Consider the following 20,578-nt stretch of genomic DNA (forward strand, 5'->3'; position numbering starts at 1 on the left):
TTGAGGTGAGCGGGCCTCGGGATCAGGCAAGACTGAAAGTTGCTCGCATAGTGTTCGATGTCGTCCACAGGTTCGGGGGGACCGCATGTAAACGTGTCGTTCGAGTGACGATCAGGCCTGCGACCCCCGTCGTTCACTTTCGTGCGGGTGGAGAAACGGTAAATGGCACAGCGTCACTCACTTGCGGAGATCCGCGAGCGCACCTACAAGAGCCGGGATGCGTGGTGGACCGTCTGGCTGGTGGATCCGCTGGCCGCCCGGCTGGTCTGGCTGGTCTCGCCGTGGCGGGCGGTGACGCCGAACCGGCTCACCTTCGCGGCGTTCCTGATCGGGCTGGGCTCGGCGGCCTGCTTCTGGCACCAGGGGTATTCCTGGCTGCTGGCCGGCGCGGTGCTGTTCCACCTGAGCTTCGTGCTCGACTGCATGGACGGGAAGATCGCCCGGCTGAACGGGACCGGGTCGGTCTTCGGCGCCTGGCTCGACTACGTGTTCGACCGGCTGCGCGTGCTGGCCTGCGCGATCGGCCTGTTCGGCGGGGAGTACCACCGCACGCACGACCTCGACTGGCTGTGGCTCGGCCTGCTCGTCATCTTCCTGGACATGTTCCGCTACCTGAACGCCCTGCAGATGGGCAAGGTCAAGGGCGACATGCGCAAGCGCCTGGCCGCGGCCGGCGCGGAGCTCGAGGAGCCGGCGGAGAGCGCCGACGGCGACGACCTGCAGGGTGACTTCCGGCAGAAGTTCGGCCGGTTCGCCGCGGTCCGCCGGTTCCTGGTCGAGAACCGGATCCGGGTGCACCTGATCAGCGGCATCGAGTTCATGATGTTCGTTTTCATCGTCGGCCCGGTGCTCGACCAGATCAAGGTCACCACGATCGTGATCTCGCTGGGCATGCTCGCCTTCGAGCTGCTGCTGATCTACAAGCTGTGGACCAACACCAAGAGCTTCTCCCGCCGCCTGGCGAAACTGGAAGCCGCCGGCGCCGCGGCCGCCGTGGACAGCCTGGAGCACACGAGCGCCTGACCACACCCCGTCGAGAAGGCACCCCGCGAGCCGGGGTGCCTTCTTTTGTTGATCCGCCACCGGCAGACCACTGGGGACCAGGCAGAACGTCCACCGTCCACACCCGCCGAAGTCTATGAGATTGGTAAACAGCGCTCGATGCTCTTTACGTCACCGACACTGCTTGGTAACTTCCTGAAACAAGTTGCAAGGACTTGCATGGAACTCCCCCGGAACCGGCCCGCTCACCAAGCTCGTCGATTCCGAGGGTTGCGCCGCCCCGGGGCGAAACCCCCCTCACCACCCGGGTCGGGTCCCGATAACGGCAGTTCACCGTCGTTGTCAGGGCCGGGAGCGCGCCGCACGCCGACATCACGCCGGGTGAGCGCGCCGCTCCTGAAAGAACTTTCAAACGCCCCACCTGTCCTCAGCAGAAAGCGTCCCCACCATGCGAAAGAGAACCCGCACGCTGGTTCTGGGCTCGGTCACCAGCCTCGCGCTGGCCGCCGCAGGCCTGGCCGGTGTGAGCCTGGCGTCCACCGCCAACGCCGCCGTCAGCCTCAACAACAGTGACGTGACCGCGAACCTCTGGGAGTGGAACTTCGACTCCATCGCGACCGCCTGCACCACCCAGCTGGGCCCGGCCGGGTACGGCGCGGTCCAGGTCGCCCCGCCCCAGGAGTCGGTCACCCTCGCCTCCACCAGCGACGGCGCCCACCCGTGGTGGGAGGTGTACCAGCCGGTGTCGTACAACATCTCCGGACGGCTGGGCACCCAGGCCGAGTTCACCAGCATGGTCACCGCCTGCCACAACGCCGGCGTCCGGGTCTACGTGGACGCGGTCATCAACCACATGGCCGGCGCGAACAACACCGTGACCACCGGGTACGGCGGCTCGACGTTCAGCCCGACCGGCTACTCGTACCCGGCGGTGCCGTACTCGTACAGCGACTTCCACCACCCGAACGACGGCTACTGCTCCGACAGCGACGGTGTGATCGACGACTACAACAACGCGTCCGAGGTGCAGAACTGCGAGCTGGTCGCACTCTCCGACCTGAAGTCGCAGGACAGCAGCGTCCGTACGAAGATCGCCGGTTACCTGAACAAGCTCGTCGACTGGGGTGTCGACGGTTTCCGGGTGGACGCCGCCAAGCACATGGCCGCCGGCGACCTCTCCGCGATCAAGGGCCAGCTGCACACCACCGTCGAGGGCAAGGCGCCGTACTTCGCCCAGGAGGTGATGCCGGGCGGCAGCGGTGACATCGCCGCGTCGGCCTACACCGGCATCGGCGACGTGCTCGGCTTCTCCTACGCGTACGGCCTGAAGACCCAGTTCGCCAACGGCACGCTGTCGAACCTGTCGAGCATCCCGTCGTGGAGCCTTGACGCGTCGAGTGACCTGACCGCCGCCATGGTCACCAACCACGACCTGGAGCGCAACGGCAGCACCCTGCGCTACCAGGACGGCAGCACGTACACCCTGGCGAACTACTTCCTGCTGGCCTACCCGTACGGTCAGCCGTTCCTCTACGACGGTTACTCCTTCTCCACCTCGGCCACCGGCGCCTCGCCCCCGGCCGACTCCAGTGGCTTCGTCACCGACACCAACTGCGGCAACGGCGCGTGGCAGTGCCTGACCCAGAGCACCGGGGTCAAGGGCATGGTCGCCTGGCGCAACACCACCCGGTCCGCGACCACCGCGGCGAACTGGACGAACACCGCCAGCAACGTGATCGGCTTCAGCCGGGGCTCGCTCGGCTGGTTCGGCGTGAACCGGTCCGGCAGCGCGTCCACCGCGACGTACACCACCGGCCTGGCCGACGGCACCTACTGCGACCGGATCACCGGCGGGGCCTCGACCAGCGGCTGCGCCGGCACGGCGATCACCGTCGCGTCCGGCCGGGCCTCGGTGACCATCCCGGCGAACGGCGCGGTCGCGATCGACGTGAACGCGAAGTCCGGCGCGGGCACCACGTCGCCGACGGCCAGCCCGACCACGAGCCCGACGGTCAGCCCGACCACGTCGACCAGCCCGACCAGCAGCCCGACGGCGAGCCCGACCAGCAGCACCGGCACGGTCCAGGCGACCTTCAACGTCTACGCCCCGACCACCACCGGCACCAACGTCTACGTGGTCGGCTCGACCACCGCGCTCGGCGCCTGGGACCCGGCGAAGGCGGTCGCCCTGTCGGCGAGCGGCTACCCGGTCTGGACCGGCTCGGTCGCGGTCCCGGCGAGCGGCAGCTTCGAGTACAAGTACCTGAAGAAGGACGCCGCGGGGACCGTCACCTGGGAGAGCAACGCGAACCGCGCGGTCTCCACCGGCACGTCGGCGATGAGCTTCACCAACAGCTTCAACCTGGCGAACGCCTCGGCCACCACGGTGACCTTCAACGAGTCGGCGACCACCAGCACCGGCACCAACGTCTACCTGGTCGGTTCGATCGCGGCGCTGGGCAGCTGGAACACCGCGGACGCCATCCCGCTGTCGTCCGCGTCCTACCCGACCTGGAGCCGGGCGGTGGCCGTGCCGCAGAGCACCGCCTTCACCTACAAGTACATCAAGAAGGACGCCGCGGGCACGGTGACCTGGGAGTCCGGCAGCAACCGCGCGTACACGACCGGCACCGCCTCGTCGTACACGATCAGCGACACCTGGAAGTAGCGGCGACGTAATACCCGGAGGTCCGTGCCGCGCGGCACGGACCTCCTTCACAATAAGGTCGTTTATCAGGAAAAATCGCCCAGTACTAGAGGGAGAACCTGTGATGCGACACTGGATCACCGCAGCAGCCGCGACCGCCCTGGCCGCCGCGCTGAGCCCCACCCCCGCAACAGCCGCAGCCAAGACCGGCGACTACGTCGCGCTCGGCGACTCCTACGCGGCCGGCATCGGCGCCGGCTCCTACCGCGGCACCAGCTGCGTGCAGAGCACTGCCGGCTCCTATCCCCAGCTCTGGGCGAAGGCCAACCCCAAGACCAAGCTCCGGTTCCGGGCGTGCAGCGGCGCCACCACCGCCTCGGTCCGCAAGAGCCAGCTCGGCGTCCTGACCAAGAGCACCCGCTGGGTCACCGTCACGGCGGGCGGCAACGACGCGGGGTTCGCCGCCACCCTGCAGACCTGCTACCTCGGGACCGACGCCGACTGTGCCGCCGCGACCCAGCGCAGCACCACCACGATCACGTCCGCCCTGCCGAAGGCCCTGGACACGCTCTACTCCGCGATCCGCAAGAAGGCGCCGAAAGCCAAGGTCTACGTGGTCGGCTATCCCTACCTGGTCACCACCGGCGCCGCCGCGGACTGCTCGTTCAGCGCCGGCCGCCGCACCATGCTGAACGCCGCCTCGGACGCGCTCGCCCAGGTCGTCAAGCAGCGCGCCGCGAAACAGAAGGGATTCGTCTTCATCGATGGGCGCCCGATCTTTTCCGGACACGAGGTGTGCACCGGCAGCCCGTGGATCCACGGGGTCGCGAGCAACCTGGCCGAGTCGTTCCACCCGACGGCCGCCGGGCACCAGGCATACGCGAAGGCTCTCCGGAAGCGGACCACCTGACGCCGCCCCGCAAGATCCCACCGGAGCCGCCTGCGTCAGACTTGCGGTCGTGACCACCAGCCCGACCCCTCCGCGGCGCCGGGACGCGGCACGCACCCGGCAGCTCCTGCTCGACGTCGCCCGGCGGCGCTTCGCGACAGCCGGATACGCGGAGACCACTGTCCGTCACATCGCCGACGAGGCGGGCGTCAACGTCGCACTGATCAGCCGCTACTTCGTCAACAAGGAAGGCCTGTTCGAGGCGGCGCTCAAGGCGGGCTTCGCGGAGCTGCGGGCGACCGCCGGCGACGTCACTCCGGGTGAGGTTCCGGAGACGATCGCTCACCAGGTGATCGGCCAGAGCACCGGCGCCGGGCCGAGCAACAGCCTGCTGCTGATCCTGCGGTCGTCCGGCGACGAGCGCGCCGACCAGATCCGGCTGCGTTTCCTGCACCTGTTCGCCGAGAAACTCGCCAAGGCCGCGCTGTTGCAGGGCGGCGATCCGGACATCCTGCGGGCGCAGATCCTGCTCTCCACCGCCATCGGCCTGACCCTGATGCGCGCCGCCCACCTCGAGCCGCTCGCCTCCGCCTCCGCGGAAGACCTCATCGCACCGATCCGCGAGATCGTCGAGGTCCTGATCAAAAAAAACCATTCATAGTACGAAGGTGGAGCGCCCGTCCGCAGGCTACGAGCCGAGTCCCGCCCGTGAGGCCGCGCGGCGTGGCTGCCCGCTCCCGGCCGCGGCGCGGCGCGGGGTCCCGGCTGGGCCTCAGGGGTGTCTCCGCGCCGCGGAGACACCCCTGAGAGCCAGCCAACCACCCGGGAGCGCGGCCGGGCCGGCAGTAGCGCGGTCGGGCGCGAGACCATCAGTGAGCGTGGCTCGTAGCCTACGGACGAGCGCTCCCTATTCGTACAATATGGGGTTTATGAAACCCGCAGCGGAACCACCTCCGGTGCGCCCAAGCGGGCCGCGTCAGCGGTCTCGTCGTCCTGCTGTTCCTGGGACGCGCGTTCGGCCTCGACCCGCAGCCGGTAGTTCTCCACCTCGCGGTCGATCTGGTCCTTGGTCCAGCCGAGGACCCGGCCCATCAGCTCGGCGGCCTCCGCGGCCGACGACGTGCCCCGGTCGAACGTCTCGATCGAGATCCGGGTCCGGCGGGTGAGCACGTCGACCAGGTGCCGGGCGCCCTCGGCCGCGGCCGCGTAGACGACCTCGGCCCGCAGATAGTCCTCGGCGCCGGCCAGCGGCCGGGACAGCGTCGGATCCTCTTTGATCAGATCGAGGAGTTCCCTGGTCAGCGAGCCGTAGCGGCCGAGGAGGTGCTCGACCCGGGCGACGTGCAGCCCGGACTCCGCGGCGATCAGGCCGCGCCGGTTCCACAGGGCCGGGAAGCCCTCCGCGCCGATCAGCGGCACCTTGTCGGTGCAGCAGCGCGGCACCGAGCGGTTCAGATTGAACACGCACGCGTCGACCGCGTCCCGGGCCATCACCCGATATGTCGTGTATTTTCCGCCGGCCACCACCACCAGGCCTGGCACCGGGCTGCCGACCATGTGCTCGCGGGACAGCTTCGACGTCGACTCCGACTCGCCGGAGAGCAGCGGGCGCAGTCCGGCGTAGACACCCTGCACGTCGGCGCGTTCCAGCGGCGTCGACAGCACCTTGTTGACCTCGGTGAGCAGGTAGTCGATGTCCTTGGCGGACGCGGCCGGGTGCGCCTTGTCCAGGTTCCAGTCGGTGTCGGTGGTGCCGACGATCCAGTGCCGGCCCCACGGGATCACGAACAGCACGCTCGTCGCGGTCCGCAGGATCAGCCCGGTCGACGACTGGATCCGATCACGTGGCACCACCAGGTGGATGCCCTTGGACGCGCGGACGTGGAACTGCCCGCGCTCGCCGACCAGCGACTGGGTCTCGTCGGTCCACACCCCGGACGCGTTGATCACCTGCTGGGCGCGGATCTCGAAGGTCCGGTCGTGTTCCAGGTCGCGGACCCGGACCCCGGTGACCCGTTCGCCCTCCCGCAGGAAGCCGACCACCTCGACCCGGTTCGCGACGTGCGCGCCGTACGCGGCCGCGGTCCGGGCCAGGAACATCGTGTGCCGGGCGTCGTCGAGCTGCGCGTCGTAGTACTGCAGCGCGCCGACCAGCGACTCCTTGCGCAGCGCCGGGCAGGCCCGGAGCGCACCCCGGCGGGTCAGGTGCCGGTGGTGCGGCAGGGCACCGGACATCGCCATGGTGTCGTAGAGCGTGACGCCCGCACCGGCGTAGAGCCGTTCCCACCCGCGGTGCTTGAGCGGGTAGAGGAACCGCACCGGCCGGGCCAGGTGCGGTGCCAGCCGGGAGAGGATCAGCCCCCGTTCCCGCAGCGCCTCCCGGACCAGTCCGAAATCGAGCATCTCCAGGTAGCGCAGACCGCCGTGGATCAGCTTGCTGGACCGGCTGGAGGTGCCCGAGGCGAAGTCGCGCGCCTCGACGAGCCCCACGGAGAGTCCCCGTGTGACCGCGTCGAGCGCGCAACCCGCACCGACCACTCCCCCACCGATCACCAGCACGTCGACCTCGGTCGCCTCGAGCGCGGCCAGGGCGGCGTCCCGCTGGGACGGAGAGAGTGCTGTCATGTCAGTCCACATCCACCCAGTCGAGGGTCCGCTGCACCGCCTTCTTCCAGCGGCCGTAACCCTGTTCGCGCTGGTCGGACGACCAGCTCGGCTGCCAGCGCTGCGACTCGTTCCAGTTCTCCCGCAGCTCGTCGGTGTTCTTCCAGTAGCCGACCGCGAGCCCGGCCGCGTACGCCGCGCCGAGCGCCGTGGTCTCCGCCACCACCGGCCGGCTCACCGGCACACCCAGCACGTCGGCCTGGATCTGCATGCAGAGGTTGTTGACGGTGATCCCGCCGTCGACCTTCAGCACGTCCAGGGTGACCCCGGAGTCCTGTGCCATCGCGTCCACCACGTCCCGGGTCTGGTAGCAGATCGACTCGAGGGTGGCCCGGGCGATGTGCGCGTCGGTGTTGAACCGGGACAGCCCGACGATCGCGCCCCGCGCGTCGGAACGCCAGTACGGCGCGAACAGCCCGGAGAACGCCGGCACGAAGTACACGCCACCGCTGTCCGGCACCTGCGCGGCCAGCGACTCGCTCTGATCGGCCGAGCTGATGATGTGCAGCTGGTCGCGCAGCCACTGCACGGCCGAGCCGGTGACCGCGATCGAGCCCTCCAGGGCGTAGACCGGTGCGGCGTCGCCGAACTTGTAGCAGACCGTGGTGAGCAGCCCGTTCTCCGAGCGGACCAGGTTGGTGCCGGTGTTCAGCAGCATGAAGTTGCCGGTGCCGTAGGTGTTCTTGGCCTCGCCGGGGCTGAAGCAGACCTGGCCGACCGTGGCGGCCTGCTGGTCGCCGAGGTCACCGGTGAGCGGGACGTCGCCGCCGAGCGGGCCGTCGACGTGCGCGACGCCGTAGGTGTTCGGGTCCGACGACGGCCGGATCTCCGGCAGCATCCGCCGCGGGATGTTGAAGAACGACAACAGCTCGTCGTCCCAGTCGAGGGTCTCCAGGTTCATCAGCATGGTCCGGCTGGCGTTCGTCACGTCGGTGACGTGGTTGCCGCCGTTGATGCCGCCGGTGATGTTCCACAGCAGCCAGCTGTCCGTGTTGCCGAACAGCGCGTCGCCGCGCTCGGCCGCCTCCCGGACCCCGTCGACATTCTCCAGGATCCACTGGATCTTGCCGCCGGAGAAGTACGTCGCCGGGGGCAGGCCGGCCTTGCGCCGGATCACGTCGCCGCGGCCGTCCCGGTCCAGCGCCGAGGCGATCCGGTCGGTGCGGGTGTCCTGCCAGACGATCGCGTTGTAATAGGGCCGGCCCGTGCGCCGGTCCCACACGACAGTGGTCTCCCGCTGATTCGTGATGCCGACCGCGGCCAGGTCGCTCGCGCTGAGATTCGCCTTCTGCATCGCGCTGCGCACCACCGCCCCGGTGCGCTCCCAGATCTCGATCGGGTTGTGCTCGACCCAGCCGGCCCGTGGCAGGATCTGCTCGTGTTCGAGCTGGTGGCGGGCCACCTCGTTGCCACCATGGTCGAAGATCATGAAACGGGTGCTGGTCGTGCCCTGGTCCACGGCTCCGACGAAGTCAGCCACGGTTAGCCTCCACATTCTCCGCGCTCTCGCGCGCCGTCGGGATCTCGCCGACCTCCTGGGGCTCGGCCGACGGCAGGTGTCGTCCGATCAGAGTCTGGTACAGACCGGCGCCGAGAACACCACCGATGATCGGCGCCACGATCGGTATCCAGAAATAGAGATTGCCGTACTGGTCGCGGAACGCGCCCCCGTACCCGGTGAGGAAGCTCGCCAGCCGGGGCCCGAAGTCACGGGCCGGGTTGATCGCGTATCCCGCGTTGGTGCCCCACGCCATGCCGATCGCGACGACCAGCAGGCCGATCACGACCGGGCCCAGGTTGGCGGCCGGCGCGGTGTTGGCCATGTCGGTCAGGGCCAGGATCACGAAGAGCAGGATCGCCGTACCGATGATCTGGTCGCGGAACGCGCCCCACTCACCGACCGGCAGGGTGCCGTTGCCCGGCAGCGTCGAGAAGACGCCCTGGGTCTTGATGGTCAGGCCGGGGTCCGCGGCGTGCAGGACCTCGGTGTAGTTCCAGCGCACCAGCAGCGCGGCGACGAACGCGCCGAGGAACTGGGCGAGCGAGTAGGGCAGGACCTTCCGCCAGGAGAAGCCCTTGAAGACGGCGAGCGCGATGGTCACCGCCGGGTTGAGGTGGGCGCCGCTGATCCGCGCCGCCACGTAGACGCCGAGGGTGACACCCAGGCCCCAGGCCCAGGCGATGCTGTCGTGATCGCCGATGCCACCGGCGACGACCTGCGCCACCACGCCCACACCGAACAGGATCAGAATCAGCGTGCCGGCGAACTCTGCCGCGAGTTCACCGACCAGTCCAGGAACTTTGAATCGTGCGGCCATGCTCCCTCCCTGCTTCCTGCATTGATGCCCTGGACGCTAGGAAGACCGGCAGCCGGTAGCAACGAACAGCGGTCGGCATTGTCGAACATCAATCACGGCGCGTCGTAGCGCGACCGCATAGAGTGCGAAACATGCCGGGAACAGTGCAGTCCATCGAGCGAGCGGCCGCGATCCTGCGGATGCTGGCCGGCGGGCCGGGCCGGCTCGGGCTCAGCGAGATCGCTCGATCTCTCGACCTGGCGAAAGGCACCACCCACGGGATCCTGCGCACGCTGCAGGGCGTCGGCTTCGTCGAGCAGGACCGCACCTCCGGGCAGTACCAGCTCGGCGCGGCCCTGCTGCACCTGGGCACCAGCTATCTGGACATCAACGAGCTGCGGTCCCGCTCGATCAACTGGGCGGATCCGCTGGCCGTGCGCAGCGGGGAGGCGGTCCGGATCGGCACCGTGCTGGAGGGGCAGGTGCTGATCGTGCACCACGTGTTCCGGCCGGACGACACGTTCCAGACGCTCGACGTGGGCAGCCTGTTGCCCTTACACGCGACGGCGCTGGGGAAGGTGCTGCTCGCCTACCAAGCCGGCAGCGCAAAAATGGATTTAACGGCATATACCCGAAAGACGCTCTCAAAAATGTCGGATTTGTCCAAGGCGCTGGAGCACGCCCGCGAGACCGGCTGGGCCGCTGACGTCGAGGAGCTCACCCTCGGCCAGGCCGCCGTCGCCGCGCCGATCCGCGGGTACGGCGGACTCGTGATCGGCGCGATCGGCGTCTCCGGTCCGGTGGAACGGATCTGCGACAGCCGCTACGCACCACGCCCGCACCTGGTCACCAGCGTGCGGGACGCGGCCCGGGCGATCTCCCGCGAAATGGGAGCGGCCCGGCGATAACAAGGGGGATCCATCATGTCCGAGCGCTACGTGGTCGCGATCGACCAGGGCACCACCTCGACGCGATGCATCGTGTTCGACCGGCGCGGGCAGTTGGTCTCCCTGGCCCAGCAGGAGCACAAACAGCACTTCCCGAAGCCCGGCTGGGTGGAGCACGACGCCATGGAGATCTGGCGCAACGTGGAACGTCTCGCGCCGCTGGCGCTGCGCCGGGCCGGCGCGGGCATCGAGCAGGTGGCCGCGCTCGGCATCGCCAACCAGCGGGAGACCACGGTGATCTGGGACCGGAGGACCGGCGTCCCGATCGGCCGGGCGATCATCTGGCAGGACACCCGGACCGACGCGCTGGTCCACGAGCTCGCCGAGCGGCCGGGCGCCAAGGAGCTCGAGGACCGGTCCGGGTTGCCGCTCGCGACGTACTTCTCCGGCCCGCGGCTGCGCTGGATGCTCGACCACACGCCGGGGCTGCAGGCGCGCGCGGAACGCGGCGAGGTGCTCTGCGGCACCATGGAGACCTGGCTGATCTGGAACCTGACCCGCGGCGCGCACGTCACCGACGTGACGAACGCGAGCCGGACCATGCTGCTCGACGTGCGCACCCTGGACTGGTCGGCCGACGCGCTCGACTTCTTCGGGATACCCCGCGCGATGTTGCCGGAGGTCCGGGCGTCGATCGGCGCGTTCGGCACCGCGTGTGAGGCATTCCCAGGGGTACGGATCGGAGCCGCCCTGGGTGATCAACAGGCGGCACTGTTCGGTCAGACCTGCTTCACCCCGGGTGAGGCCAAATGCACGTACGGCACCGGCAGTTTCCTGCTGCTCAACACCGGCACCGAGCTGGTCCAGCCGGCACACGGCCTGCTCAGCACGGTCGCCTACCAGGTGGCCGGCTCACCCGCCTGCTACGCCCTGGAGGGGTCGATCGCGATCACCGGCTCGCTGGTCCAGTGGTTCCGTGACCAGCTCGGGCTGATCTCCAGCGCCCCGGAGATCGAGACCCTGGCCCGGACCGTGACCGACAACGGCGGCTGTTACATCGTGCCGGCGTTCTCCGGGCTGTACGCGCCGCACTGGCGTTCCGAGGCCCGGGGCGTGATCGTGGGGTTGACGTCGTACATCACCAAGGGGCACCTGGCCCGCGCGGTCCTGGAGGCGTCCGCCTGGCAGACCCGCGAGGTGGTCGACGCGATGAACGCCACCTCCGGCCTGACGCTCAAGAACCTCAAGGTGGACGGCGGGATGACCTCGGACAACCTGCTCATGCAGATGATCGCCGACGTGCTGGACGTGCCGGTGGTCCGCCCCCTGGCGGTGGAGACGGTGTCGCTGGGCGCGGCCTACGCGGCCGGGCTCGCCGTCGGATACTGGCCGGACCTGGACGGCCTGCGCCAGAACTGGCACATCGCCGGGCAGTGGCTGCCGGCGATGGACCCGTCCCTGCGCGACACGGAATATGCCAACTGGCGGCGGGCCGTGGAGCGCACCTTCGACTGGATCCAGCCAGGTTAGAAAGCCGGCGCGGCGGCCCGGAGTCCCAGGCAGTGGCCGCAACGCAGCAGCTGCTTGCGGGGCTTGACCGGAAAGAGCGGCACGAAGAACAGGGTGAACTTCGTGGTCCGCAGCAGCCGCGCCTGCGGTGCGTTCCACCCGCACATCTCACAGGTCATGACCCGGTTGTCGACCAGCTCATCACGGGTGCGCAGACCGAACAGCAGGAAGAACATGCCCCCAGCGTGACACCCCCGCGCCAGGAGAGCCGCACTACCCTGACCGCATGCGCCTGCCGGAGGTCGAGGAGTTCGGGAAGCGGCTGTCCGCCGCCGGCTGGGTCACCGATCTGCTGGTCGCCGGGTCCCTCGCGACCGACGACTGGATCCCCGGGGTCAGCGACCTCGACCTGGTCGCGATCGTCGACGCCCCGCCCGACCCGGAGCGGATCCTCGAGGCACACGCCGGCTTCGACCCGAAGCTGAACCTCGGCTGCGTCTACGTCCGCGCCGACCGGCTGCCCGACCTCGGCGCCGAGCACCCGACCTGGACGCACGGCCGGCTGGTACAGCGCATCCTCTCCGGCGTCACCCGCGCCGAGCTGGTCCGGCACGGCTATCCGGTGTTCGGCCGCGCGCCCGCCGATCTGCTGCCCCCGATGACCGAGAACGACATCCGAGCGGCCGCCCGCGACGAGCTCACCGGCTACTGGGCCTGGGCCGCCCGCCGCCCCAGGATCTTCCTCGACCCGGTGCTCGCCGACCTGGCACTGACGTCGATGGCCCGCGGCCGGCACACGCTCGCGCACGGCACCCTGCTCACCAAGTCCCGCGCCATCGACCAGGCCGCCGCTCCGCCCTGGCTGATCTCACAGCTCCGGGCCCGGCGCCAGGGCGTACCGGTCCCTTCGCCACGTCTGCGCACCGCCTGGCTCGCCTGGCGCGACACGGTCCGCACCGTGTCGACGGCCCGCCGTGCTCCCGGTCCGCGGCCCGGCGCGGGCTGATCCCGGTGTTCCGGTCACCGCTGATCCGGTACGCGGGCACGCGCGCCCGCACCGGTCACACCTGGCCGGGAACCGCCGGCTGCGGGGCCGCGGCCCAGCGCGCCCAGGCGGCCTTGCCCAGCCAGGACGCCACGGCCAGCAGGCCGAAAAGGGTCATCGGGCGGATCACCACGGCCGCGAAGCCCGCCCAGGGCAGCACCGGCAGCACCGGCACGACCAGCGCGCCGGCGTCGTGGCCCAGCGCCCACAGCACGAGCACGCTGTTCAGCGACAGCAGCCCGAACCCCGCCGCACCCCGGATCCCGAGCCCGATCCGCACCCGGAACGACAGCCACCAGCCCAGCACCGCCCCGCCCGCGCCGAACAGCACCGCCAGGATCATCGCGAGCACCGGCTGACCGCGCTGCACCCACACCCCGGCCTGCTCACCGTGACCGGCCGCGGTCACCAGCATCACCCAGTCCCCGCGCGTCGCCGTCACCTGCCCGCCACCGGACGCTCCGACCTCCCAGCCGGCCGCCGCGAGCCGGTCCACGACCGGGTCGATGGTGGTCAGCGGGAGCTCGGCCGAGACGTATCCCGCGCTCCACTCCTCCGAGCCGCCGATCAGGGAGTAATCCTCCTCGAACCCGTACAGCGGGCCGGAGAGATGCTCGGTCCGCTCCACCACCCCGAGCGGCCTGCTGGGCAGCACCACCTCGGCGATCGCCCGCACCTCGCTGTCGGTCGGCAGGTCACCGGCGGTCTGCCAGCCCAGCCACGAGCCCAGCATGATCGCCACAGCCGCCGTGTTGACGGCGATCCACGCGGCGCGAGCGGTCGGCTGCCATCTTGCACGAGTCACAGCGCGGCACCCTCCCAGCCAAGGTCCACATTGTCAAAACCCCTGTGCCCCCGCGTCCTCGGCATGGGTGAATGCCGGGGATGACCGACGTCGGGCGGGCTCGGCACCCTGTGCCGCCGGTCACCGGGTGGAATCGGGGCGGGGCGGGGTGGGTTCGCGCTGATATGACGACGATCGGACTCATCGGCAGTGGCAACATCGGCAGCACCGTGGCGCGGCTGGCCGTGGCCGCCGGGTATGACGTGGTGCTGAGCAACTCGCGCGGGCCGGAGACCCTCGCCGGTCTGGTCGCCGAGCTCGGGCCGAAGGCCAGCGCCGGCACCTCCGCCGAGGCGGCCGCGGCCGCCGACCTCGTGGTGGTCACCGTGCCGCTGAAGGCCGCGCAGGACATCCCGGCCGAGCCCCTCGCGGGCAAGGTGCTGATCGACACGAACAACTACTACCCGGAGCGCGACGGCCGGATCGACGCGCTGGAGGACGGCTCGACCACGACCGGCGAGCTGGTCCAGCGGCACTTCGCCGGGTCCCGGGTGGTCAAGGCGTTCAACAACATCTGGTTCGAGCACCTGGCCGGGCTGTCCCGCCCGGCGGGCAGCGCGGACCGCTCCGCACTGCCGGTCGCCGGTGACGACGCCGCGGCGAAGCTGCTGGTCACCGAGTTCCTCGACAAGATCGGGTACGACACGGTCGACGTCGGCCCGCTCGCCGAGAACTGGCGCACCCAGCGGGACACCCCGGTCTACGTCACCCCGTACGGCCCGTACGGCCAGGCCGGCACCGGGGCGGGCGCGGAGGTCGTCCGCGAGCGGGTGGCCGAGGCGAAACGCTGACCCACCGCGGGCGCCGATAGTCACCGGAGATCGGGGAAGTCGACCCTATTCGGGGAATTCCTGGAGCCGGAAGAGCGTGCGAAACTGTCCGCCGGATCGCCGCTCTTCCGCCGAAGGACAGAAATGCGAAAGCGTTTCATCGTCACCGCCGTCGCCGTTCTTCCGCTCGCCGGAATCGGCACGGCCTATGCGATGACCGACAGCCACGGATCACCCACGCCACCGGCGGCCGGGGTGGTGGCGACGTCGGGGCTGCCGTCCACGGCCGTTCCGGTCCGCCCGGCCCCCGAGCCGAGCCGGTCCGCGCCGGCGACCGCCACGACGGTCGCGCCCCGCCGGTCGGCCACCACGCGACCGGCGCCGAAGCCGTCGGTCAGCGCGCCGGTGACCGGGCACCCGCTGTACCGGCCGCCGACCACCGGGCAGCCGTTGCGGCCGACCGGGCCGGTCTCGCCGCCGCCACCGCTGGTCACCGTCCCGCCCGATGACGAGGACGAGCAGGATCAGGAACAGGGCGAACCCGGACAGCAAGCGGCCCGCGACCGGCACTCCGATCGCGGGCCTGATGATCAAAAACGGGCGCGCGTCAGAAGTTGACCGCGACGCCGGCCGCCTTGCACGCGGCGGTGAAGTCGGTGCCGGCCTTCTCGAAGCTCGGCTCGGCGGCGGCGGTGATCGGGTCGGCGGCCGCCGCTGCCTTGGCGGCCTCGTCCGCGACGGCCTTCGCGGACACGGCGACCTTGCTGGTGACCACGCTGCCGAGCGCGGTCGTCACCTGCTTGTTGAAATCGGCCAGGATCGCCTTGGCGTCGGCCGGCGCGATGGTGCCGGAGTTCGCCGACATCAGGGTGACGATGGCCTTCTTCATCGCCTCACCGGCCGTGTTGGTAGCGGTGCACAGCTCCTTGTCGGCGACGCCGGCGGCCTGGTTGCCGCCCGCGTCGGGGTTGCTCTCCGGGTCGAGCACCGGCGCGGAGGACGGCACCGCCGACGGGGCGATCGCGGCGGCACTGGTGGGGGTGGCGGCACCGGCCTCGGTCTTGTCGTCGTCGGAACAGGCCGCGAGGCTGAGCATGGCGGCGGTGAACAGGACAGCGGAAGTAATCCGGGTACGCATCACCGCGCGTACGCTAATCGATGCCAAATGTAAGATCAAATCCGCTTCCAGCCCACCGCAGCCCGCTGACCTGGGAAGATGCGCCACTCTTGCTGTGAAGTTCCTGTGACAAGACACCGCACGGTCAGCGGAACTCGTCGTTCGTGACGTATCGACCGGTCGGTGGGGTCACGGTGCTCCGGTTCGCGCCGGACTCCCAGGTCACCGACCCGTCCGGGTTCTTGATCAGGTACTTGAACTCGACAGCGGTGTTCGGCGGCAGGCTGACGTTCCCGGACCAGATCGGATAACCGCCCGCCGAGAGCGGCACCGCTTTCGCCGGATCCCACCCGCCCAGAATCGCGAGATTGCCGGCCACAAAGACATTCTGTCCCCACACCGTTTCCCGCCGGACATTGAATGTTCCCGCGATCCGATCGGCCGCACCCGGATGGAAGGTGACCCCAAAACCTTCGATCAAAGACGTTTTTCCGTACGAATAAGCCAGTCCGATCGTCCCGTCCCCGTTCTCGACCCCGATCGTGGCGCTGTTCCCACCGGCGCGCGCCCCGGCGAGATCCTGGTACCGGTACGTCACCCGCCCGTCCGCGTGCAGGATCGCGCTGATCGACAACCGCTGGCCCTCGTCGCCGAAGAACCGCACGTTGCGCCACTCCACCACGAAGGTGTCCGCGTCCGCGGCGGTGTAGACACCCGCCGCGGCGTCCACGTAGAGGTCGTCCCAGAACGGGTAGAGCGCATCGTTCGGGACGGCCGCGTCCGGCAGGTCGGTGTTGCCGTACGCGTAGGTGGCCTGACCGAACCCGATCACTCCGTTGGTGCTCACCCACGCGTGGTCGTGACCGGTCCCGTACAGCGGCATCGCGAACGGCAGCGCCACCTCGGCCGCTCCGTCGTCACCACTCAGGTCGAGCCGCGTGACGCCGGCCCGGTACGGCTCCTCGGCGGGCGTGCAGTCGTACCCGAAGGCGTCCTTGACCTGGCTCAACGCGACGTCGGCCGTGACGTTCCCGCGGACCGTGACGGATCGGCTCGTGGCGGCGGCGCAGCCGCCCAGCGGGACCACCGTGAGCTGGTAGTCGCCGTGCGGCGCGGCCAGCCGGTAGACGCCGTCGGCACCGGTGGTGACCGAAACCGGCGTGCCCGCGAGCGTGACCGTGGCACCCGCCGCCGGATCACCGCCGACGCTGACCACGCCGCTGACGATGCCGGACGCGCTCGCGCTCAGCGACACGTCGACCCGCGCCGAACCGTTGTCGGAAACGGACACGTCGGCGTCGTAGGTGTCGTACCCGAAAGCCGTGACCCGCACGTGGTAGCCACCCGCCGGCAGCCGGCCGAACCGGTAGGTGCCGTCCGCCGCACTTGTCGCGCTCCGCGACGCCGGACCGGTGACGGTGACCGTCGCGCCCCCGATCGCGCTGCCCGCGCCGGTGATCGTCCCGCTGAGCGAGCCGGCCGGGCTCGTCGCCAGACTGACCGCGGCGTAGGCGTCAAGCCGGCCCTGCCCGAACACGTTGTTGTCGGCCTCGGTGCCGCCGCACGACGTGTCCCCGGCGTCAATGGCGGTCACGTCCAGGATCTCCCGGGTGGCCGCCACATCCCGGCGCAGCGCCGGCGCGGCCGCCCAGATCAGCGCGACGGTCGCCGCGGTGTGCGGCGAGGCCATCGACGTCCCGCTGTACGAGGCGTAGCCGCCACCGGGCACGCTGGAGCGGACGTCGACGCCGGGCGCGGCGAGGTCCGGCTTGATCGCGCCGTCCTGACCGGTGCCGCGGCTGGAGAACCCGGCGATCGCGCCGTTCACGTCGAACGCCCCGGACGCATAGACGTCGGTGTAGGACCCGGGCGTGTTGGCGGTGGCACAGCCCGGCCCGGAGTTGCCGTTGGAGAACGCCGGAAAGATGCCGGCCGCCACCCAGGCGCGGACCACGTCGGCGTACCACGGGTCGAAGCCGGACGCGCCGCCCCACGAGTTGTTCACGATGTCCGGCGCCAGGTCGGGCCGCGGGTTCGCGCCGTTCCGGTCGGTCGGCGCGACGATCCACTGCCCGGCGGCGAGCAACGCGGACGCGGAGCAGGACATGGTCTCGCAGCCCTTCGCGGCGATCCAGGTCGCGCCCGGGGCGACACCGATGCCGTCCGCGCCGACCATGGTGCCCATGGTGTGCGTGCCGTGGCCGGCGTTGTCACACGGGTTGCCGTCCGGGCAGGTGTGCGCGGGGTCGTACCAGTTGTAGTCGTGCTGGTAGGTGCCGTCGGCCTGGCGTCCGCGGTAGGCGGCGGCGAGGGCCGGGTGGTCGTACTGGACGCCGGTGTCCACGTTGGCGACCACGATGCCCCGCCCGGTGTCGTTCTTCTCCGACCAGACCCGGGGCGCGTTGATCCGGTCGATGTTCCACTCGGCGCCCTGCACGGCGGCCTGCGCGCCACCGGCGACCGGGGCGGGCATGGTGACCGGGGTGTCCGGCACGATCTCCTTGACCTCGGGCCGGGCGGCGATCTCGCGCAGCAGGCCGGCATCCCCGGTGACCTTCACGGTGTCGGCGATCCAGAACGTCTCGAAGGTCGCTTTACGCTGCGTGAGCAGGGTGCGCAGACCGGCCTGGTGCGCGGCAGCCTCGGCGCGGGCGGTCCGCAGAACGGCGGTGGCACGGGCCGCCTTGGTGGTCGCCGTGCGGGCGGCACTCAGATCGATCGTGTCCCGGAGCAGCACCCAGAACGTGCTGTCCCCGCCGTCCGCGACCGCGGCCCGGACGGCCGGATCCACAGTGGCGGGCGCGGTCGGCGCGGTCGGCGCGGCTGCGGCGGGCGGTGCGGTGAGTGTCAGGCCGGCCAGGGTGATGGCCGCGCCGAGGGCGGCAGCGTGCCGCCATCGGTGGTAGCTGTGTCGTGTCATCGCGTCTCCCCCAGAAAGAGCTCGGACAGGCATTGCGGGGGAACGCTATTGAGACAGTCCTATGCATGCAAGTTCTTGCAGCTCTTGCAGATTGTTTCACCCACGTGACGAATAGCCGTCGATCCGCTGACGACCCGGTAAATCCGCAGCCCAGATGCCGTGCCCTATCACCCGCGACACAGATGGAGCAAATTGTCGGCGCCCATTAGTGTGATTGAAAGAACGTCACTTGTTGCCAATGTTCCACACTCTTTCATCATTTCGTCACGCCCCCGGAAGAACCTCACGATCGTCAACGGACGAGCACAAGGCCGGTCAATGACCGCGCGGCGGGGCGGGCGGCCGGGGACCGGGGGCCGGGTTGCGGGACGAGCGGCCAGGCGGCCGGGTTGCGGGGGCCGGGGGCCGGGTTGCGGGACGAGCGGCGGGGTGGCCGGGTCGCGGGTTGCGAGTGGTCGGGGTTGGTCGCCAGGCGGCGCAGGCGGCGGTCGCGGCTCATCACGCCGGCCCCGGCCCGCACTGGGAACGGTCACCCCAAGCGCCAGGCGGCCCGCCGGTTGCGGCGCGCAACGCGGCCCAGGCTCACCGGCTGGCGCTGAGGGGTGCCTCAACGCCGCCGAGGCACCCCTGAACACCAGCCGCGTTTCGCGAGCTGGCGCTGAGGGGTGCCTCAAGGCCGTTGAGACACCCCTGAGCACCAGCCAGGCACGTAACCGGGCACCGGCTGGGGCTGACGGCCGCCTCAAGGCCACCGAAACGACCGTGAACACCAGCCGGGCACCACAACCCGACACCGGCTGGGGCTGAGGGGTGCCTCGAGGCCGCTGAGACACCCCTGAGCACCAGCCGGGCTCCGCTACCTCGCACCGGCTGGTGCTGGAGGTTGCCTCGAGGCCGCTGAGACAACCCTCAGGACCAGCCGGGGTTCGCGGGTGAGACGGGTGGGGGCTAGGGGCGGGTGAGGGTTAGGCGGGCGGTGGCTCGCTGTTTGAGGGCGAAGCCTCGCTGGGCGGCGTTGCGGAGGTGGGCCACCAGGGGCCAGCGGGACTGGCGGGCCCAGGGGACGGCGACCTCGGTGGTGCCGTATTTCGCCTTGTAGGAATTGCCGCCGACGAAGTCGAACTCGGTGACGCCGCGGGCTTTCGCGGCGCGCAGCGCGTGCCAGATCAGGGCCTCGTTGGGGCGCAGGTGCTGGTGCTCGCGGTAGCTGGCGCCGCCCCAGAAGTACATGGTGCGGTGGTACCAGGGCAGCACCGCGGTGGCGATGCAGCGGCCGTCGGCGTCGCGGGCGCGCAGCAGGGTTATCCGGCCGGCCGGACCGAGGTGTCGGATCAATGACCGGACGCGCTCCACGGAATAGGTCGGAACGAGATTCTGTTTGGCGAAAACGTCGCGCAATTGATCGTAGAATTCGTCGGCGAAAACCGGATCCGGGTCGGCCTCTTCGATGATCACTCCGGACTTGGCGGCCTTGCGGACATTACGGCGGCAGGCACTGGCCATCGCGCCGAAGAGCGCATCCTCGTCGGGGCTCAGGTCGATCACCGCGGTGGGCGCGGCGTCCCAGCGCAGACCCAGGCCGGCCACGTCGGTCTCGGTGGCGCCGCGGTCGCGCACCTCGAGGTGGGCACAGCCGAGTTCGCCGAACGCGAACCCGGGCAGCGCGCGCAGCGCCTCCCGCCGGGACACCCCCGGGAGCAGGTTGAAGCCCAGGTAGGACGTGGTCCAGCCGGCCATCGGGCTGCCCAGCACGCGCAGGCCGTAGTGCCGGGTGAGCAGGCCGGTGAAGTGCCCGACGGTGGCCTGACCGTCGCTGACGGTGGCCAGCACCGGCTCGGCATGCCGGCTCTCGGCCACGAACGCGAGCCACTCGGGCGTGTGGAAGATGAGGCGGTCCGGGTAGGTGGCGCGGTCGGCGTGGAGGGCGGCAGCCGGCTCCACCCGTTGCAGTCGAAGCATCCGTACGCCCCGATCGAATTAGGTGTCG

At 70.2% G+C, this 20,578-nt stretch carries 17 protein-coding genes; 8 read left to right on the plus strand and 9 right to left on the minus strand.

Going from position 1 to position 20,578, the window contains the following annotated elements; all coding sequences use genetic code 11:
* Positions 1-162 precede the first annotated feature (162 nt).
* The 4 genes from ADL15_RS14845 (at position 163) to ADL15_RS14860 (ending at position 5,199) form a co-directional block, all read left to right on the plus strand.
* Positions 163-1,023 (plus strand): CDP-alcohol phosphatidyltransferase family protein, encoded by an 861-nt coding sequence (locus tag ADL15_RS14845; protein ID WP_067690092.1) that lies wholly within the window; start codon positions 163-165, stop codon positions 1,021-1,023.
* 427 nt (positions 1,024-1,450) lie between these two features.
* Positions 1,451-3,670 (plus strand): carbohydrate-binding module family 20 domain-containing protein, encoded by a 2,220-nt coding sequence (locus tag ADL15_RS14850; RefSeq protein ID WP_067690100.1) that lies wholly within the window; start codon positions 1,451-1,453, stop codon positions 3,668-3,670.
* 103 nt (positions 3,671-3,773) lie between these two features.
* Positions 3,774-4,559, plus strand: coding sequence for an SGNH/GDSL hydrolase family protein (locus ADL15_RS14855; protein ID WP_067690108.1), 786 nt, complete (start codon positions 3,774-3,776; stop codon positions 4,557-4,559).
* A gap of 49 nt (positions 4,560-4,608) precedes the next feature.
* Complete coding sequence (locus ADL15_RS14860) at positions 4,609-5,199, plus strand: TetR/AcrR family transcriptional regulator (RefSeq protein WP_067690111.1); 591 nt, start codon at positions 4,609-4,611, stop codon at positions 5,197-5,199.
* 266 nt (positions 5,200-5,465) lie between these two features.
* On the opposite strand, the gene ADL15_RS14865 is transcribed toward ADL15_RS14860, so the two are convergent.
* Genes ADL15_RS14865 through ADL15_RS14875 form a run of 3 tightly spaced genes read right to left on the minus strand, consistent with a single transcriptional unit; the run spans position 5,466 to position 9,520 of the window.
* Positions 5,466-7,163 carry a glycerol-3-phosphate dehydrogenase/oxidase gene (locus ADL15_RS14865; protein ID WP_067690114.1) on the minus strand — a complete coding sequence of 566 codons (1,698 nt, stop codon included), beginning with the start codon at positions 7,161-7,163 and terminating at the stop codon, positions 5,466-5,468.
* 1 nt (position 7,164) lies between these two features.
* Complete coding sequence (gene glpK, locus ADL15_RS14870) at positions 7,165-8,682, minus strand: glycerol kinase GlpK (protein WP_067690117.1); 1,518 nt, start codon at positions 8,680-8,682, stop codon at positions 7,165-7,167.
* Positions 8,675-9,520, minus strand: coding sequence for an MIP/aquaporin family protein (locus ADL15_RS14875; RefSeq protein ID WP_067690120.1), 846 nt, complete (start codon positions 9,518-9,520; stop codon positions 8,675-8,677). Before ADL15_RS14875 ends, glpK (ADL15_RS14870) begins: the two co-directional genes overlap by 8 nt.
* A gap of 131 nt (positions 9,521-9,651) precedes the next feature.
* Between ADL15_RS14875 and ADL15_RS14880 the strand changes: the two genes are divergently transcribed.
* Together ADL15_RS14880 and glpK (ADL15_RS14885) are read left to right on the plus strand one after the other, a co-directional pair.
* Positions 9,652-10,407, plus strand: a complete 756-nt coding sequence (locus ADL15_RS14880; RefSeq protein WP_067690123.1) for an IclR family transcriptional regulator — start codon at positions 9,652-9,654, stop codon at positions 10,405-10,407.
* Positions 10,408-10,422: 15 nt separating this feature from the next.
* A complete protein-coding gene (gene glpK / locus ADL15_RS14885; protein ID WP_067690126.1) occupies positions 10,423-11,916 on the plus strand; it encodes a glycerol kinase GlpK in 1,494 nt (497 codons plus the stop codon).
* On the opposite strand, the gene ADL15_RS14890 is transcribed toward glpK (ADL15_RS14885), so the two are convergent.
* On the minus strand, positions 11,913-12,131 hold the full coding sequence (locus ADL15_RS14890; RefSeq protein WP_067690129.1) for a zinc ribbon domain-containing protein: 219 nt from the start codon (positions 12,129-12,131) through the stop codon (positions 11,913-11,915). The genes glpK (ADL15_RS14885) and ADL15_RS14890 overlap by 4 nt on opposite strands.
* A gap of 50 nt (positions 12,132-12,181) precedes the next feature.
* Between ADL15_RS14890 and ADL15_RS14895 the strand changes: the two genes are divergently transcribed.
* Complete coding sequence (locus ADL15_RS14895) at positions 12,182-12,901, plus strand: nucleotidyltransferase domain-containing protein (protein ID WP_067690132.1); 720 nt, start codon at positions 12,182-12,184, stop codon at positions 12,899-12,901.
* Between the two features lie 55 nt (positions 12,902-12,956).
* On the opposite strand, the gene ADL15_RS14900 is transcribed toward ADL15_RS14895, so the two are convergent.
* Positions 12,957-13,745, minus strand: coding sequence for a hypothetical protein (locus tag ADL15_RS14900; RefSeq protein WP_157441369.1), 789 nt, complete (start codon positions 13,743-13,745; stop codon positions 12,957-12,959).
* Positions 13,746-13,909: 164 nt separating this feature from the next.
* On the opposite strand from ADL15_RS14900, the gene ADL15_RS14905 reads away from it, so the two are divergent.
* The gene (locus tag ADL15_RS14905; RefSeq protein WP_067690136.1) at positions 13,910-14,575 is read left to right on the plus strand and encodes an NADPH-dependent F420 reductase; all 666 of its coding nucleotides are present in this window, start codon (positions 13,910-13,912) and stop codon (positions 14,573-14,575) included.
* 185 nt (positions 14,576-14,760) lie between these two features.
* Here ADL15_RS14905 and ADL15_RS14910 read toward each other — a convergent pair whose 3' ends face one another.
* The 4 genes from ADL15_RS14910 to ADL15_RS14925 form a co-directional block, all read right to left on the minus strand.
* Positions 14,761-15,048, minus strand: a complete 288-nt coding sequence (locus ADL15_RS14910; protein WP_067690139.1) for a hypothetical protein — start codon at positions 15,046-15,048, stop codon at positions 14,761-14,763.
* A 113-nt stretch (positions 15,049-15,161) separates the two neighbouring features.
* Positions 15,162-15,695 carry a hypothetical protein gene (locus ADL15_RS14915; protein ID WP_157441370.1) on the minus strand — a complete coding sequence of 178 codons (534 nt, stop codon included), beginning with the start codon at positions 15,693-15,695 and terminating at the stop codon, positions 15,162-15,164.
* Between the two features lie 121 nt (positions 15,696-15,816).
* The gene (locus ADL15_RS14920; RefSeq protein ID WP_067690152.1) at positions 15,817-18,591 is read right to left on the minus strand and encodes a S8 family serine peptidase; all 2,775 of its coding nucleotides are present in this window, start codon (positions 18,589-18,591) and stop codon (positions 15,817-15,819) included.
* Between the two features lie 948 nt (positions 18,592-19,539).
* A complete protein-coding gene (locus tag ADL15_RS14925; RefSeq protein WP_067690155.1) occupies positions 19,540-20,550 on the minus strand; it encodes a lipid II:glycine glycyltransferase FemX in 1,011 nt (336 codons plus the stop codon).
* Positions 20,551-20,578: the final 28 nt, after the last annotated feature.

It is taken from the genome of Actinoplanes awajinensis subsp. mycoplanecinus (assembly GCF_001509495.1).
Taxonomy (GTDB): Bacteria; Actinomycetota; Actinomycetes; order Mycobacteriales; family Micromonosporaceae; genus Actinoplanes; species Actinoplanes palleronii.